Here is a 15960-nt window from a genome sequence, read left to right as displayed (position 1 = left end):
TTGCACCGTAGTTCACTTAAGTCACACACGCATCATGCGACACGCAAAAAACTTAATTAAAGAGATCCCACGCTGCGCGCTTTCTCAATCACATCGGGGAGAACGGAGACGAGATGGTCGATGTCATCCTGCGTCGTCGTGCGACCAAGGGTGAAGCGCAAAGCGCCATCCGCATGATCATCGGGCAGGCCCATGGCCTCAAGAACATGGCTGCGCTGGTTCACACCGTTATTGCAAGCGGAACCTGTAGATGCCTCAATACCGTGGCTATCCAGGAGCATGATCATCGCGTCACCGTTGGCCCCTGGGAAGGTCAGATGCGCGTGCCCGGGGAGAACCTCTGTTGGCTGGTCTGCCCCAAGAACCGTCGCGTAGGAGCCGGGCACTGAGTGAGTGACGGTGGCGATGAGTTCGTCGCGAAGTTGTGAGAGGCGTTTATTCTCCGCGCCCATTTCGTCAACTGCTTCTTCGAGCGCAGCAGCGGTGGCGGCAGCTGCCGCGACGTCAACAGTTCCGGGGCGCAGGCCACGCTGCTGTCCCCCACCGGTGAGCACCGGGGCAGGAGTTGGGGAACGTCGGGCTAGCAAGATCCCGACGCCACGCGGCCCACCGAATTTGTGGGCGCTGGCGGCGAGTGTTGTTGTCCCGAGGGCGTTAAAGTCCACGGGGAGATGGCCCACCACCTGCACCGCATCCACATGGACGGGTGAGCCGACGGCGGTGGCACGGGAAACGATCTCGGTGACCGGCTGAATCGCGCCAGTCTCATTATTCGCCCACATACAGGTGACAACGGAGGCGGGCTGATCAAGGGCGTCGGTAAGCCGCACGAGCCCGTCCAGACCCACCGGCAGCAGATCAACGGATGCGCCGTGCTTGGCCAGGTCCGCGACGGTTTCCCGCACCGCCGGGTGCTCAATCGGGGTGGACACGATGCGCGCACCTGGTTCTGCAGCGAACCCGCGGATGGCCACGTTATCGGCTTCCGTGCCGGAGCCGGTGAAGATCACCTCTACGGGATCCGCGCCAAGGATGCCCGCGATGGTTTCCCGTGCTTGGGACAGCACGGCATTGGCCTCACGGCCGGAGCGGTATTGCCCACCGGGGTTGAGAAAGTGGGCGTGCTCCACCCACGTGTCAACCGCCACCTGACGCATCGGCGTGGTGGCGGCGTGATCGAAGTAGCTCACTGCTTGCGGGCCTGTAGTGCCTTGATCAACTCGGGCACGAATTCCTCCACATCGGCCACAACGCCGATGTCGGAGATAGCAAAGATCGGCTCATCGCGGTCTTGGTTCACGGCAACGATGGTGCCTGAGGTCTGCATACCGGAGGTGTGCTGGATCGCGCCCGAGATACCCAAAGCGATGTACAGGTCTGGGGACACAGTGGCACCGGTCTGCCCCACCTGGGTTTCCGGGTCGGCGTAGCCCAGGTCCACGATGTCGCGGGTGGAACCGACAGCGGCACCGAGCTCGTCCGCGAGGCCCTCCACGTAATCCCGGAACCCGTCCGCATCACCAATACCGCGCCCACCGGACACAACCGTGGCTGCCTGGGTGAGTTCAGGGCGGTCGCCGCGCACCTTCGGAGTGAAGGATGTCACGCGGACATCGCGCTCAGTGGCGGCAGGGAGAGGCATGGGTGCGAGCTGACCCGCGGCAGCTTCCGGAACGGCCTTCACGGAACCCGGGCGCAGAGTGTAAATCGGGGTCGAACCACCGGCGGCAGTAGTGGTCTTGTAGGCACCACCGAAGATCTCGTGGTGGGCAGTCCTATCTGCAGCGATGCCCACAACGTTGGTCAGTACACCGGCCCCCAGACGAGCGGCCAAACGGCCAGCGATCTCATTGCCGGTCGCGGTAGCCGCAATGACAATGGGTGCCGGGTTCGCCGCACCGAGAGCCTGCAGCGCATCCACCTCAGGGGTGATCAAGCGCGAGGTGTAATCCGCGGCAGACGCATCAATGACCTGCGCAGCACCAAGCTCAGCCAAGGACGGCGCCAGCGCAGCGGCCTCCCCGGGTGCACCAACAACCACAGCAGACACAACACCGAGCGGGCGCGCAGCTGTGATCAGTTCGCCGGTGATGGGACTCAAGGTCGCGCCTGTGTGTTCAACAAGTACGTAGACGTGCATGAATCAAGGCTCCTTAAATGAGGTTTTGTTCGGCCAGGCGGGCAACAACCTGCTCGGCAATGTCGTCGGCAGGGCCTTCCAGGATCTCACCACTGGTACGGGCAGGGATCTCAGTAGCGGCGACAACAGAGGTAGCGGAGTGAGCCAAGCCCACCTGCGCCGGATCCACACCAATATCAGCCAGGCTCAGGCGCGTGATCTCGTGGTTCTTCGCGGCCTTCATGCCCTTGAAGTTGGGGAACCGAGGCTTATCCGCCAGCTCCGTCACGGTGACCAGCGCCGGCAGCGTCGCTTCCAGCTCCCAGGTGCCGTGCTCATCCTCGCGGGTGGCAGCGATCGTGTCACCGGAGATGCGCAGCCCATGTACCTGCGTCAAGGCTGGCACCTGGCGGTACTCTGCCAAGAGACCAGGCACCGCTCCGGTTTCACCATCCGAGGACTGGTTACCCGCAACGACCACTACCACATCATCAAGTGTGTTCAGCACGTTGTGCAACGCCCAGGCGGTGCCGATGGCATCGGAGCCGGCCAAGGCGTCGTCGATAAGCGAAACTGCATCATCCGCGCCCATCGCGATGGCCTTGCGCAATGCTTCCTCGCAGCCTTCCGGCCCCATCGTGACAGCGACAACCTTGTAGTCACCAGCTTCACGCAGGCGCAGCGCGGCCTCAACGGCGTATTCGTTGATTTCATCGAGGACATTGTCAGCGCTCGCGCGGTCGAGTGTGTTGTCCGGCTCGAGGGTCTTCGCCGACCACGTGTCGGGCACGTTTTTCACCAGCACAGCAATGGTGGGCATGAAAAAGTCACCTTCCGTCAAGATTTTTGCAAAGCTCAAGCCTAGCGCACTCGCGCACCGCAGATGAAGGCCGTAGCACTGTCCCCCACCCGCGCGATGACAACAGCCATCGGGCGCGAGCCTTTCAGCTTCAGCTTGGTACGCAATTGATCAGGATTCACATCAACACCGCGCACGAGAATTTCCAACGCACCCGCGCCATGCGCTTGGAGTGCGGGCCGCAGTTTCTTCAGCGGGACCTGCTCAATGAAAGGAAACCCCGAGTAGCCGTCCGGCAGTGCATCTCCCGACAGGTATGCAATGTGCGGATCAAGCATGGTCAACCCGTGGCGTGCACCCCACTGTTGCACAAGGCCAGCGCGCACAATCGCGCCATCAGGATCGATGATGAAGCTTTTTGGCTTATCGACGCCCACCGTGCCCCCATCATCTGTCACCGTCTCCGTAAAGCCGTCCCGGATGACCACTGCTTCCCGGTGATGATCCGCGAAATCTGGTGTGTAGAGGCACGCTTCCTTCACTCCCCCGTCGACGCTGACCACACTGACTAGCCCGTGCCAGTCCGAGTAGTCAATGCCGGGCGCGCATTTGATGGCCAGTGCTGCGCCGGGATACGCATCCAACAGATCCGGCAGCGGCGGGATGAGCTTGGCTGGGTCCGTGATGCGCCGCCCATCAGCCCTGCGCGCGGGATCTGCCACGATGACGCGACCTGGGCCAGAGCCAGAGCATGCGCGGATGTGGGGGCCGGGGCAGCTGGCGGGTGTGGTCACGGGCGACAGCGCGTCGGCTTGGGCGACCCACGCCGTTCCGCTTGCACGGAACGACTGAGGCACGCGCACCCGCAGATTGTGCTGGGCCATGAGTAAGCGCGTGTAGTCCACGTCGGTGCCCAAGTAGTCCATCCCGGATTCTGTCATGGCGTGTGCTTCGGTACCGATGGAACACGTGACGTCATGGACGAAGGACGCCCCGGCGCGCGCGATGCGTTCGGCGCGAATCTGTGCAACGGCATGCGGGGTGGCTTGCTGCGCGGAATCACTATCGGCCAGCCAATGGGAGCTCGTCTCCTCCCCGATCTTGGGGGCGAGGGTCCGACGGGCTTGGATGAGCTCCATGACAGCTCGGGTGTGATCGCCGAAAAGGCCGTGCAGTTTCTTGTGGTCCGCGATGGCGCTCTTCTTGGTCAGCTCGACGTCCCCGGCGGCAGCCGCGATCTGGTCGCAGTGTTCGATGAGGAAGCGGACATCTTCTCGGCTAAAGCTCAAACTGCTTGCCTATCCGGTTCACGGGATTGGATTCGAAGAGTTCCCGGTAGCGAGGAATGTCCACGGGGTCCCCCACGACTGCGTCGATGGGCAGGCCTTTCACGTGCTCCATGATCTCGGCGACACTGTTGAACTCCGCAATGTCGTGCAGTTGCGCCCAGGTAGACGGTGCAAAACGGACAAGGCCTTGACGCCATCCATCCAACAGGAGGCTCGGTGGGAACCAATTCGCGTCACTGGCCTCTCCTGTGGCCACATCGGGCTCTTGGCCTTCCGGCAGCTCGGCGATGAAAGTGAAGGTGTCAAACCACACGCCTTTCTCCGACTGGCCCACCCAACGGCCCGAGGGCTTCAGCAAGGAGGCATCCACGTCCAGCCCGGTTTCCTCGAGTAACTCCGTAAACGAAAGCTCGTGGCTTTCCAGCCGCCTGCGGGCGCGGTGGAAGGGGCGGGCGTCGCGGAGGAGGGTCCCAGAGTCGTCGACAAGCAAAAGCGTGCCTGTTTCCTCGAAGAGTTCGCGCACGGCAGCGAACATGAGCGCGTGGGCCTGGCGTGGCTTGACGTCGAGCTGTTTAGCCAGGTCACTCACGGAACGGCCGGACCACAATTGCTTCGCCGAGTCCTTGTTCGGCGGGAAATCACGAATATCCACGCCACCCCCCGGAAAAACCGTCATACCCGGGTAATTAGCCATGGTGAGCACGCGTTCCTGCATCCACACCTCAAGACCGTTGGCTCCATCTCGCACAAGGATCACCGTGGCCGAAAGACGGCCATAGTTGATGCCTTTCATGTCTTCTTCATCGCGACGTGCCACGGCTCACCTCCTTCTAGCCCGCGGATCAGCCGTTCCTAATCGGCCCAATTATCGCACCTATCGGCGGTGTGCCCCTCCCCGTGTCTCCCTCCGCGCGAAGAAACGATTATCTTCCTTGGTGATCTTGATTGGCTGGTGATAAGCCTTGGTCAGATTCTCACTGGTCAACACATCGTCGATGAGCCCTTGCGCGACAACAGAACCCTCATCAAGCAGCAAAGCATGCGTAAACCCGTAAGGGATCTCCTCCACGTGATGCGTGATCATCACGATTGCGGGCGCATCCGGATCAAGCGCAAGTTCGCTGAGATACCCCACGAGATCCTCGCGGCCGCCAAGGTCCAAACCTGCACCCGGCTCATCCATGATGAGCAACTCCGGATTCACCATGATGGCGCGCGCGATAAGCACGCGCTTCTTTTCACCATCCGACAGGGTGCCCCAGCGGCGCCCCAACAAATGGAGGCCGCCAACCTGCTCAAGTGATTCGTAGACTTGCTCCACGTCCACGTTCTCATAGTGTTCACGCCAGCGGCCAACAACCCCATAGCCGCCGGAGATCACCACATCCTCCACGATTTCATCGTCCGGCACGCGGTCCCCCAAAGAGGTGGTGGTTAAACCGATCACTGCGCGCAAATCACGCATATCGGTTTTGCCCAGCTGCTCCCCTAACACGACAGCGGTTCCCTCCGACGGGAACTCTTGCGCCGAAGCGATCCGTATCAATGTGGATTTACCTGCACCGTTCGGGCCGATGACCACCCAGCGTTCATCCAGTTCCACCTGCCAATCAACGGGGCCCACCAGCGTGTGCCCACCACGGCGGAACTCCACCCCATGAAAATCAATGAGGAGGTCAGGGTTAGTCGGGGAAGGATCGAAGTCGTGTGTTGGTGCATTAGTCACGCACACCATTGTGGCGCATTTTTTCTACTTTCGGTGCCCCGACTCGGCGCGCCATCCTCCGCTAGGCTGGATGTGGACTATGCCCTGGCATGAAACAGCCGGTGGCGCGACGGCAACACCCGACCGGACGAGGTGACAGTAATGGCGATTGGCCGACTTGGAATCGATGACGTAAGGCCCCGCACCACCGACGGTGCCCTACCAACAAAAGCCGTGGTTGGGGAGGTTGTACCGATCTCCGCACTCATTTGGCGCGAGGGACATGATGCGATCTCCGCCACGGTCGTGGTCACATCCCCCGATGGTCGCACGATCACGCTTCCGATGACCGCGGAGGAGTACCGGCCGGACTACTGTCACGCCGTATTCACCCCGGATGCTCTAGGCCTATGGCACTTCCGTGTTGAGGCCTGGTCTGATCCCATTGCCACGTGGCGTAACGCTGTGACCAAAAAGTCTGCCGCCGGCCAAACCGCCGCCGAGATGAACAATGACTTGATTCACGGTGCGGAACTTCTGAACCGCGCTGCTAAAGGCTCAGCGGATAGTGCCCTGTTGCGTTCCGCGGCCGAGGCACTGGTGGCGGACGCTCCCCTGCGTGACCGTCTTGCCCCGGCGCTGTCCGGTGACGTTGCCACCGCTCTTGCTGCCCAGCCACTGCGCGAGTTGGTGACGGAGGGGCCGGAGTGCGCAGTGAACGTCGAAAGGCGAAAAGCGCTGTTTAGCTCCTGGTATGAGCTCTTCCCCCGCTCGACGGGCGGCTGGGATGCAAACGGTCACCCAGTTCACGGCACCTTTGCTACCACCGTTGAGGCCCTCCCACGCGTGGCAGCTATGGGCTTTGACACCGTCTATTTCCCGCCCATCCACCCGATTGGCACGCTCAACCGTAAAGGCCCGAACAACACGCTCGTAGCCGAAGAAAGCGACGTCGGCTCCCCGTGGGCCATTGGTTCCGCTGAGGGTGGACACGACGCGATTCACCCCGAATTAGGGACAGAGAAGGACCTCCGCGCACTCATCGACCGGGCCCAAGAGCTCGGCTTAGAAGTCGCTCTCGATCTCGCCCTACAGGCTGCCCCGGACCACCCCTGGGCGACAACGCACCCCGAATTCTTCACCGAACTTCCAGACGGCACCATCGCCTACGCCGAAAACCCACCGAAGAAATACCAAGACATCTACCCCATCAACTTTGATAACGCGCCGGGGAAGATCTACAACGAGATCTACCGCGTGGTCATGCACTGGATTGAGCTGGGCATCACCACTTTCCGCGTGGATAACCCGCACACCAAACCCGCGAATTTCTGGCACTGGCTCATCACCAAAGTTCACTCGACGCACCCGGAGATCATCTTCCTCGCCGAGGCCTTCACTCGTCCGGCACGCCTGCTGGGTCTAGCTAAGGCGGGATTCTCACAGTCCTACACCTATTTCCCCTGGAAAACCACGAAAGCGGAGATCACTGGCTTCGCCCTGGACTGCGTGCGTGAGGCGGACATCTGCCGGCCGTCATACTGGGTGAATACCCCAGATATCCTCCACGCATTCATCCAGACCGGCAACCGCGCAGCCTTTGCACTCCGCGCCACCCTCGCCGCCACACTCAGCCCACTGTGGGGCATGTACTCCGGCTTCGAACTCTACGAGCACGAGCCCGTTGCACCCGGCACTGAGGAATACCTCGACTCTGAGAAATATCAACTCCGCCCGCGCGACTATCAAGGCGCACTGGAAAGAGGCGATTCCCTTGAGCCATACATCACTTTGCTCAACCGTATTCGCCACGAGCACCCTGCCTTCCAGCAGCTACGCAACCTCACGTTCCACACCGTGGACAATGACCAGATCGTCGCCTACTCCAAATTCGACTCCGTGACCGGCGACAGCGTGCTCACCGTGGTCAATCTCGACCCCACCTATACGCAAGAAGCCACCATCACCCTCAACATGGACGCTCTAGGCCTCGGCCCTGCTGACTCTTTCACCGTCCACGACATGGTCACCGGCGCCGAATACGAATGGAGCATGCGCAATTACATCCGGTTGAGCCCCGTGGAAAATGTCGCGCACATCTTCCGCCTCCCGCTTATCGACGAACCATTGCGCACCCGCCTCGCCTTCCGCCACCTCGCCGACGAGGACTACCGCCCGTAGGATAAGCCACCACACGCGCCCGAAAGGAAACCCCCGACATGACTGACCATGATCCCGCTCTGCTCATCCCCGACGCCGACCGCGAGCGCCTGCTGCAATGCCAGCACCACGCCCCGCACGATTTTTACGGATGGCACGCAACACCGACGGGTTCCGTGATCCGCACCCGTATTCTCGGCGCAACGCACGTGGAAGTGCTCATTCACAACCAGGGCCTGCCCATGACCCCCATCGGGGACGATATCTGGGTCATCGGACTTGAGGATGAACTCACGCCCGATTACCGCTTCCAGGTCACCTACCCCGAAGGCGATCCAGTGGTCATCGCCGACCCCTACCACTTCTTGCCCACACTTAGCTCTTTCGACCTGCACCTCATCGGCGAAGGCCGCCACGAACGCCTCTGGGAAGTCCTCGGCGCTAACAGCCACACCTACTCCACCTCCATGGGGCAGGTCTCCGGCACCTCTTTCGCTGTGTGGGCACCCAACGCCAAGGGCGTTGCCGTTGTTGGTGAATTCTGCAATTGGAACCCCAACCAGTACCCCATGCGCACGCTCGGTGGGACCGGCGTGTGGGAAATCTTCATCCCTGGAATCGGCCCGGGGACGGAGTACAAGTTTAAGGTGCAGGGGGCGGATGGACGGGCCGTCGATAAGGCAGATCCGATGGCGAAGCAAACAAAGAACCCGCCAGAAACCGTCTCTGTGGTCGCCGGTGGCGAAGAATACTCCTGGTCCGACCATGAGTGGATGGTCGCGCGCCCAGGCATCGACGCCACGAATTCGCCCATGAGCATCTACGAAGTCCACATCGGCTCATGGCGCGTCGGCTATGGCTACCGTGAACTCGCAGAAGAACTCGTGCCGTACCTTGTAGAACACGGCTACACCCACGTCGAATTCCTCCCCGTGGCCGAGCACCCCTACGGTGGCTCCTGGGGCTACCAAGTCACCGGCTACTACGCACCCACCGCGCGCTGGGGCACCCCAGAGGACTTCAAATACCTCGTGGACACGCTGCACCAAGCAGGCATCGGCGTCATCGTCGACTGGGTGCCCGCCCACTTCCCCAAAGACGACTGGGCACTCGCGCGTTTCGACGGCACCGCCCTCTACGAACACCCCGACTGGCGCCGCGGCGAACAAAAAGACTGGGGCACCTACGTCTTCGACTTCGGACGCAATGAGGTGCGCAACTTCCTCGTAGCCAACGCCTTGTACTGGCTCGAGGAATACCACCTCGACGGTCTGCGCGTCGACGCGGTAGCCTCCATGCTCTACCTCGACTACTCGCGCCAACCCGGAGAATGGTTGCCCAACCAGTTTGGTGGGCGCGAAAACCTTGACGCCGTCCAATTCCTCCAAGAATTCAACGCGACCGTGCACCGCGAACACCCCGGTATCGTAACCATCGCCGAAGAATCCACCGCATGGCCCGGCGTCACCGCACTGACCTCTGCCGACGGCCTCGGATTCTCCCTCAAGTGGAATATGGGCTGGATGAATGACACCCTCCAGTACTTCTCCGAAGACCCCATCAACCGCTCCTACCACCACAACGAGATCACTTTCTCCCTGGTTTATGCCTTCTCAGAGAAGTACGTCCTGCCATTTAGCCACGACGAAGTCGTCCACGGCAAGGGCTCGCTGTGGACCCGCATGCCTGGCGACACCTGGAACAAAGCCGCCGGCGTACGCACCCTCTTCGCCTACATGTTCTCCCACCCCGGCAAGCAACTCATGTTCATGGGCTGCGAATTCGGCCAAACCACCGAATGGGCCGAAGCCGGCTCCATCAACTGGGACAACCTCGAGGGTTGGGACAGCGAATACCACCACGGCATCCGCACCCTCGTGCGGGACCTCAACCACTTCTACCGCGACACGCCTGCGCTCTACAGCCAGGACAACACCCCGATGGGCTTCCAGTGGATCAAGGGCGATGACTCGCAGAACAACATCCTCGCCTACATCCGTTGGGGCACGGATGGTACCCCGCTGCTCACAGTGATCAATCTCTCCGGCACTTCGCAGGTGGACTACCGCCTCGGTGTGCCGCGTGCTGGTGAGTGGGAGCTTGTGCTCAACACCGACGACGAGCGCTACCAGGGCGCCGCCAACCCATTAGCTGGTGTCGTGAGCACGGAGGACACCTCCTGGGACAGCTTCGAGCAGTCCGCGGTGTTCCACATCCCGGCGATGAGCGTGCAGTACTACTGCCTGCGTTAATTCCGCGGGGGCTGTCTCACCCCCGAAGCAACTCACCCGGGCGATACCCCTGGCTGTTTGGCATGGCTCTGGGTGGGTGATTGGTGCCACTGTTGGCCCTGCACCTGCATAGCTTTGTCCGGTGAACGTTCTCGCGCAGTGCTATGTTCCCGAAAAGTGTCCACTCTTGTGGACACTTTTCTGTTTACGGTCGTCTTTTGGGGCGCTAGCTTCCAAAGCATGAACACTTTTAGCAGCACCCCACCCCAGACGCGGGGACCAGACCCGTTCCACGCAATGTTGGAGGTGATGACTGGCTCCGCGCTCGATGTCTTAGCGCACTCGCACTCAGCTACGCCTCAAATTACTCAGCGCGGCCGTGCGCACACGCTCGACGTACCGAGCACTCATGGCGCTAGCGAAAAAGCTCATTCCGGCGAAGAAGAAACCACCGCAGATTGGGGTGTCTTTCAGCACCAGCCAAGAAGGAAACCGCACAGTGGCTATCACCGGTTCTGAGCGTGACATCACCGACTTGGAGTACGAGCTCAACCGCAATCTGGACGCTTCCAAACCAGCCGGGCCACAGCTCGTCCAAAGTTTCTTAAACCTCATGCGTGGTGGCGGCGGGGTCGCACGCGCTGTCCCGCGACCCCAGCTACTCATCCCGCTGCCCGAGTACGTTCGCATTATCGACGGCCACGGTGACGATGTCATCCTCGCCGACGGCACCACGATGACGGGTGCGGAGTACGTGAACCAATTCGTCGCTACGCACGAGAACCGGCTTGAAGCGGTACTGTTCCACCCCACGCATGGTGCGGTAAACCTCTACCGGGAGGCGCGCTTTGCCAACGACAAGCAGCGTGACCTAGTCCGGGCTACCATGCCGGTGTGCGCCGGCCCCGGTTGCCGGCGCGGTGCGGATAGCTGCGAGATTCACCACATCACAGCGTGGAAGAACGGTGGGGAAACGAACCTGAACAACCTCGCTCCCCTGTGCCGCTATCACAATCGTGTCAACGACGACGATGCGCATCGGGCCAGGCGCGGCCGTATCGAGATGCGCGTAGGAACCCCCACCTGGGTCTCACCCCGCGGACGATTACTACCACCGGGGGTGGATAACCCACACCGAAGATTCGGGGCCATGAACTCCCTTTACGGAACGGGGGTGGAGGTCTAGCGCGAGGCCCAGCAGTGACGGTACCAATGACGGCGATCATCAGCCCGTCCACCCGTGTCGCGGGGCCAGGCGACGATGTGTGCAACACCAGGCGGAATGTTCTGGTTGCAGCGCGGACAGATATAGAACTTCGTGGCAGAAGCTGACCCCATCTGACGCACGAGGTAGATCTCCCCATTAGCCCAACTAGGCCCCTCTTCTTCACGGGTGCCCCAGTATGCGCTGCCATCGCGTGGCAACGGGCGCGGCGCCCTAGCGGTGGCCCGGCGATTTCGGCGTGGCATGACGCTAGAACAGACGGAGTTCGTTCGATTCGATGCCGCGCAGCTCGTCATAGTCAAGCGTGACGCATTCAATACCACGGTCTTCTGCCAACGTGCGGGCCTGTGGCTTGATTTCTTGTGCCGCAAAAACGCCGCGCACGGGGCGTAGCAGCGCATCGCGGTTGAGCATCTCCACGTAACGCGTCAATTGCTCAACACCATCGATGCCTCCACGTCGCTTCACCTCCACGGCAACAGCAGCTCCGTTTTGATCGCGCGCCATGATGTCCACCGGGCCCAAGGGGGTCGGGTATTCGCGGCGGACGAGAGTGAAACCGCTACCAAGCGTTTCAATGTGGTCGGCGAGAAGCTCCTGCAGGTGTGCCTCCACGCCGTCTTTGATCAAGCCGGGATCTTCGCCAAGATCGTACGTGACGTCCGCGTGGACCTCCTCAATAGTCACGCGCAGCTGCTCCCCCTTGGGGTTTTCCACGACCCATAGGGACGCGCCAGTGTCCTCCCCGTCTACATCCACGATCGCCTCCTCTGTGATCGTGCATGGCGGTGTCATCCAATTCAACGGCTTATAGGCGCGATCATCCGCGTGAACAGACAAAGATCCATCGGCTTTAACCAAGATAAGACGATCCGCGAGCGGCAAATGGGCATCAAGCCGACCAACATAATCCACTGAGCACCGGGCGATAACAAGACGCATGGCCTCCACCCTAGCCGGGCTACTGGTGTGTGCGGAACGCGCGGTGGCGTAAGTCGTTCATATCAGTACGCACTTGACGACGATCCGGGGCCGACTCCAACCACGACACCAGAGCCATCGCCGTATGCCGGTCGCAAGCAAACTCATACTCGCGGCCATCCGCAGAAAAAACAATGACCACCTCGACCCCGGGCATAAACTCCCGTTCGATCTCGGTGGCCTGGCGTCTACCGGTGACGTGAATAGCGTTGCGGCTAAGCACTACGTCTGCACCAAAGGATAGGGAACGTAGCATGTAAAAGGTCATCCTAGAACCGCTGTACCGCACAATCCCATGACGCCACCCGTGCACATTCTCTGCCGGCAGTGCACGCATGAGCGCTTGGGTGCCGGTCTTACGCACTGCAACGAACCGCCACACGCCCGCCGCGAAAAATACTACCGCGACAAGTCCAAGGGCGATCCAGAGCAGCTTCATAGGGGAACAGTCTACCCAGCCAATGATCAGAGTTTGAACCGCCAAAAGTTGGGGATTTTTACGTCGATAAGCAAAAAAGAACCCCCGTCCTCCCAGGAAGGGACGACGGGGTTAAGAAAATGCCGGAGAACTTAAGCGCTGCCCTTACGACGCAGGGCCGCCTGCTCGGCTTCGTGGCGAGCCTTCGCAGTCGGATCATCCTCATCGAAAGCTTCGTTAGCGTCCACCTCGTCGGCGAAGATAGCGAAGTCAGCGAGAATAGTGACCTTGTTGCCCGTCACAGAGACGAACCCGCCCTGAACAGCAGCAACAATTTTATCGCCGCTGGTCGGGGTGATGGTCACGACACCGTTATCCTTGAGCTGGCCCAAGAACGGCTCGTGGCCAGGCAGCACGCCGATCTCACCTTCGGTGGTCTGAGCGGTGACAATAGATGCTCCGCCCTTCCACAGCATGCGGTCAACCGATACCAGTTGCGCGGTGATTTCAGCCATGAGCTACTCCTACTTCTCTTGCAGCTTCTTGTACGCAGCCTCGACGTCATCCAGACCGCCGAGGTTGTTGAAGGCCTGCTCCGGGTAGTGGTCAAACTCACCGGTAGCGAGCTTGTCGAAGGCGTCAATGGTCTCCTCGAGCGGAACGTAAGAACCTTCGTCACCGGTGAACTTCTTAGCCACGAAGAAGTTCTGGCCGAGGAAGCGCTGGATCTTACGAGCACGCATAACGGTGATCTTGTCGTCTTCAGAGAGCTCGTCCATACCGAGGATGGCAATGATGTCCTGCAGCTCCTTGTTCTTCTGCAGAATGTTAATCACCTTCTGAGCAACCTCGTAGTGGCGCTCGCCGACAATACCCGGCTCCAGAATGCGGGAGGTCGAGGTCAGCGGGTCCACAGCCGGGTAAATACCCTTTGAGGCGATGGAACGAGAAAGCTCGGTGGTTGCATCCAGGTGAGCAAACGTGGTCGCCGGAGCCGGGTCGGTGTAGTCATCTGCCGGCACGTAAACAGCCTGCAGGGACGTAATCGAACGGCCCTTGGTCGAGGTAATGCGCTCCTGGAGAACGCCCATTTCATCAGCCAGGGTCGGCTGGTAACCCACAGCGGACGGCATACGGCCGAGCAGCGTGGACACCTCAGAACCTGCCTGAGTGAAACGGAAGATGTTATCGATGAACAGCAGCACGTCCTGGTTCTGGACATCGCGGAAGTACTCCGCCATGGTCAGGCCGGACAGGGCGACGCGCATACGCACCCCTGGCGGCTCATCCATCTGACCGAAGACAAGAGCGGTATCCGGCAGGACACCCATGTCATCCATCTCGAGGAAGAGGTCCGTACCCTCACGCGTACGCTCACCGACGCCGGCGAAGACCGACGTACCTGAGAACTCGCGTGCAATACGGGTAATCATCTCCTGAATAAGAACGGTCTTGCCCACGCCTGCACCGCCGAAGAGGCCAATCTTGCCGCCCTTCACGTACGGGGTAAGCAGGTCGATGACCTTAATACCGGTTTCGAGGATCTCGGTCTTGCCCTCGAGGTCCTTGAAGGCCGGCGGCTCGCGGTGGATGCCCCAACGCTCGCCGTCCTTGCCCACAGACGGATCATCAAGGCAGTCGCCGAGCGCGTTGAACACGTGGCCCTTGACCTGGTCGCCGACCGGCACCGAAATCGGGTTACCGGTGTCGACAACCTTGGCGCCGCGGACGAGGCCGTCGGTCGGGGCCATGGCGATGGTGCGCACGAGGCCGTCGCTCAGGAACTGAGCAACCTCGAGCGTCACGGTCTTTGCAACTGCCTCGAGCTCGACCTCGACGTGCAGCGCATTGTAAAGTTCCGGCAGTTCGCCGCGGGGGAATTCCACGTCGACGACTGCGCCGATGACGCGAACGACACGGCCGTTGTCCGAACCCTGCGGCTTCTGACCTTCGCCAGCGCCGGAGTTCGCGACGGTACCGGAGGCTGCGACGTTGTCCTCAGCCCCGGTCGGCTCGTCGTTACGCTCATCAAAAGATTGAGCTGTAGTCATGATTTAGTCACTTTCTCCGCTACCGGACAACGCGCCAGCGCCGCCGATAATCTCGGTGATTTCCTGGGTGATTTTTGCCTGACGCAACTGGTTGGCTTCACGGGACAGTTCGCCAGCCAGCTCGGTGGCGTTGTCCGTTGCGTTCTTCATGGCCGTACGGCGCGACGCAGATTCCGCTGCGGACGCTTCCAAGAAGATCGAGTAGAGCGACCTGGAAACGTACGCGGGAAGCAGCTGCTCCATCAGGGTCTCTGCATCCGGTTCAAAGTCCATGTCCGGCTGCACATTGCCCGAAGTGGTGAGCAAATCTTCCTGCTCGAACTCGACGTCTTCAAAGACAGGCTCGATCGGAAGCAGCTGGTGGACAGTGGCTTCCTGCGAAAGCATAGACACGAACTTCGTGTACACAACATGCACCTGGTCAAAACCGATGACCGATTGACCTTCCGGTGCACGCAGGCCTTCACGCCACGGTGCTTCGCCTTCGGAGCTTGCTTGGAAGCCGCGGATCATGTGGTGCCGCACATCGTGGGTTGCCTCCCACGACGGGTCCTGGGACCACCCGGTCCACGCGCCCGCGATCTCCTGATCACGGAAGTCGTAGTGGGTGACGCCCTTGCCACCGGTGACGTAGCGGACTACGTCATAGCCGGATTCAATGAGCATCTTCTCCAGTTCGGCAGCCTTCTTAAGAACGTTGTGGTTATAGCCACCGGCCATGCCACGGTCAGACGTGACCACGAGCATCGCGGCGACCTTGCCGTTCTCACGTTCATGAAGCATCGGGTGGTCCAGGGATGTTGCAGCGGCAAGCCGCTCCATGACGTCCTGCATCTCGTTGGCGTACGGCTGTGCCGCAGCAACGCGCTGCTGGGCCTTGGTGATGCGCGAAGTCGCAATCAGCTCCTGGGCCTTGGTGATCTTCTTCGTTGAGTTGACTGACCGGATTCGGTCACGCAATTCGCGAAGTGTTGCCATGGTG

Annotated in this window: 15 protein-coding genes; 3 read left to right on the top strand and 12 right to left on the bottom strand. The window is 60.8% G+C overall.

Going from position 1 to position 15960, the window contains the following annotated elements:
• Positions 1-56: 56 nt before the first annotated feature.
• From HMPREF2129_RS05480 to HMPREF2129_RS05455, 6 genes are read right to left on the bottom strand one after another with little or no spacing between them, the layout of a single operon-like run.
• Positions 57-1190: a cysteine desulfurase family protein gene (locus tag HMPREF2129_RS05480; protein WP_034664111.1), complete on the bottom strand. Its 1134-nt coding sequence runs from the start codon at positions 1188-1190 to the stop codon at positions 57-59.
• The gene (locus HMPREF2129_RS05475; protein ID WP_034664110.1) at positions 1187-2140 is read right to left on the bottom strand and encodes an electron transfer flavoprotein subunit alpha/FixB family protein; all 954 of its coding nucleotides are present in this window, start codon (positions 2138-2140) and stop codon (positions 1187-1189) included. The genes HMPREF2129_RS05480 and HMPREF2129_RS05475 overlap by 4 nt, the downstream gene beginning before the upstream one ends.
• Positions 2141-2153: 13 nt before the next feature.
• On the bottom strand, positions 2154-2939 hold the full coding sequence (locus tag HMPREF2129_RS05470) for an electron transfer flavoprotein subunit beta/FixA family protein (protein WP_034664161.1): 786 nt from the start codon (positions 2937-2939) through the stop codon (positions 2154-2156).
• A gap of 41 nt (positions 2940-2980) precedes the next feature.
• Positions 2981-4207, bottom strand: coding sequence for a THUMP-like domain-containing protein (locus HMPREF2129_RS05465; RefSeq protein ID WP_034664108.1), 1227 nt, complete (start codon positions 4205-4207; stop codon positions 2981-2983).
• Entirely contained in the window at positions 4197-5024 is an 828-nt protein-coding gene (locus tag HMPREF2129_RS05460) for an NUDIX hydrolase (RefSeq protein WP_034664106.1), read from the bottom strand. Before HMPREF2129_RS05460 ends, HMPREF2129_RS05465 begins: the two co-directional genes overlap by 11 nt.
• Before the next feature lie 57 nt (positions 5025-5081).
• Positions 5082-5942: an ABC transporter ATP-binding protein gene (locus HMPREF2129_RS05455; RefSeq protein ID WP_034664104.1), complete on the bottom strand. Its 861-nt coding sequence runs from the start codon at positions 5940-5942 to the stop codon at positions 5082-5084.
• A 132-nt stretch (positions 5943-6074) separates the two neighbouring features.
• Between HMPREF2129_RS05455 and HMPREF2129_RS05450 the strand changes: the two genes are divergently transcribed.
• From HMPREF2129_RS05450 to HMPREF2129_RS10610, 3 genes are all read left to right on the top strand, one after another.
• Complete coding sequence (locus HMPREF2129_RS05450; protein WP_034664102.1) at positions 6075-8093, top strand: maltotransferase domain-containing protein; 2019 nt, start codon at positions 6075-6077, stop codon at positions 8091-8093.
• A 38-nt stretch (positions 8094-8131) separates the two neighbouring features.
• Positions 8132-10324 (top strand): 1,4-alpha-glucan branching protein GlgB, encoded by a 2193-nt coding sequence (gene glgB / locus HMPREF2129_RS05445; RefSeq protein ID WP_034664100.1) that lies wholly within the window; start codon positions 8132-8134, stop codon positions 10322-10324.
• A gap of 358 nt (positions 10325-10682) precedes the next feature.
• Entirely contained in the window at positions 10683-11489 is an 807-nt protein-coding gene (locus tag HMPREF2129_RS10610; protein ID WP_156959241.1) for an HNH endonuclease signature motif containing protein, read from the top strand.
• Here the strand turns inward: HMPREF2129_RS10610 and HMPREF2129_RS11235 are convergent.
• The 6 genes from HMPREF2129_RS11235 to HMPREF2129_RS05415 all read right to left on the bottom strand — a co-directional run bounded on the left by HMPREF2129_RS11235 (position 11486) and on the right by HMPREF2129_RS05415 (position 15956).
• Positions 11486-11773, bottom strand: coding sequence for a hypothetical protein (locus tag HMPREF2129_RS11235; protein ID WP_084576583.1), 288 nt, complete (start codon positions 11771-11773; stop codon positions 11486-11488). The genes HMPREF2129_RS10610 and HMPREF2129_RS11235 overlap by 4 nt on opposite strands.
• A gap of 4 nt (positions 11774-11777) precedes the next feature.
• Positions 11778-12470, bottom strand: a complete 693-nt coding sequence (nucS, locus tag HMPREF2129_RS05435; RefSeq protein WP_034664098.1) for an endonuclease NucS — start codon at positions 12468-12470, stop codon at positions 11778-11780.
• Between the two features lie 19 nt (positions 12471-12489).
• Positions 12490-12948, bottom strand: coding sequence for a DUF2550 domain-containing protein (locus HMPREF2129_RS05430; protein ID WP_034664096.1), 459 nt, complete (start codon positions 12946-12948; stop codon positions 12490-12492).
• Positions 12949-13079: 131 nt separating this feature from the next.
• On the bottom strand, positions 13080-13442 hold the full coding sequence (locus HMPREF2129_RS05425) for a F0F1 ATP synthase subunit epsilon (RefSeq protein WP_034664094.1): 363 nt from the start codon (positions 13440-13442) through the stop codon (positions 13080-13082).
• Positions 13443-13451: 9 nt separating this feature from the next.
• Complete coding sequence (gene atpD, locus HMPREF2129_RS05420) at positions 13452-14978, bottom strand: F0F1 ATP synthase subunit beta (RefSeq protein WP_034664091.1); 1527 nt, start codon at positions 14976-14978, stop codon at positions 13452-13454.
• 3 nt (positions 14979-14981) lie between these two features.
• Entirely contained in the window at positions 14982-15956 is a 975-nt protein-coding gene (locus tag HMPREF2129_RS05415) for a F0F1 ATP synthase subunit gamma (RefSeq protein WP_034664089.1), read from the bottom strand.
• Positions 15957-15960: the final 4 nt, after the last annotated feature.

Source organism: Corynebacterium tuscaniense DNF00037 (genome assembly GCF_000759055.1).
Classification (GTDB): Bacteria; Actinomycetota; Actinomycetes; order Mycobacteriales; family Mycobacteriaceae; genus Corynebacterium; species Corynebacterium tuscaniense.
Note: the sequence above shows the minus strand (reverse complement) of the source record. Positions and strands in the feature narration are given on the sequence as shown.

Excerpts from the sequence above, each read along its gene's own strand:
- HMPREF2129_RS05475 (WP_034664110.1), bottom strand. The coding sequence starts at position 2,140 with ATGCACGTCTACGTACTTGTTGAACACACAGGCGCGACCTTGAGTCCC.
- HMPREF2129_RS05470 (WP_034664161.1), bottom strand. The coding sequence starts at position 2,939 with ATGCCCACCATTGCTGTGCTGGTGAAAAACGTGCCCGACACGTGGTCG.
- HMPREF2129_RS05455 (WP_034664104.1), bottom strand. The coding sequence starts at position 5,942 with ATGGTGTGCGTGACTAATGCACCAACACACGACTTCGATCCTTCCCCG.
- HMPREF2129_RS05450 (WP_034664102.1), top strand. The coding sequence starts at position 6,075 with ATGGCGATTGGCCGACTTGGAATCGATGACGTAAGGCCCCGCACCACC.
- glgB (WP_034664100.1), top strand. The coding sequence starts at position 8,132 with ATGACTGACCATGATCCCGCTCTGCTCATCCCCGACGCCGACCGCGAG.
- HMPREF2129_RS11235 (WP_084576583.1), bottom strand. The coding sequence starts at position 11,773 with ATGCCACGCCGAAATCGCCGGGCCACCGCTAGGGCGCCGCGCCCGTTG.
- nucS (WP_034664098.1), bottom strand. The coding sequence starts at position 12,470 with ATGCGTCTTGTTATCGCCCGGTGCTCAGTGGATTATGTTGGTCGGCTT.
- HMPREF2129_RS05430 (WP_034664096.1), bottom strand. The coding sequence starts at position 12,948 with ATGAAGCTGCTCTGGATCGCCCTTGGACTTGTCGCGGTAGTATTTTTC.
- HMPREF2129_RS05425 (WP_034664094.1), bottom strand. The coding sequence starts at position 13,442 with ATGGCTGAAATCACCGCGCAACTGGTATCGGTTGACCGCATGCTGTGG.
- atpD (WP_034664091.1), bottom strand. The coding sequence starts at position 14,978 with ATGACTACAGCTCAATCTTTTGATGAGCGTAACGACGAGCCGACCGGG.
- HMPREF2129_RS05415 (WP_034664089.1), bottom strand. The coding sequence starts at position 15,956 with ATGGCAACACTTCGCGAATTGCGTGACCGAATCCGGTCAGTCAACTCA.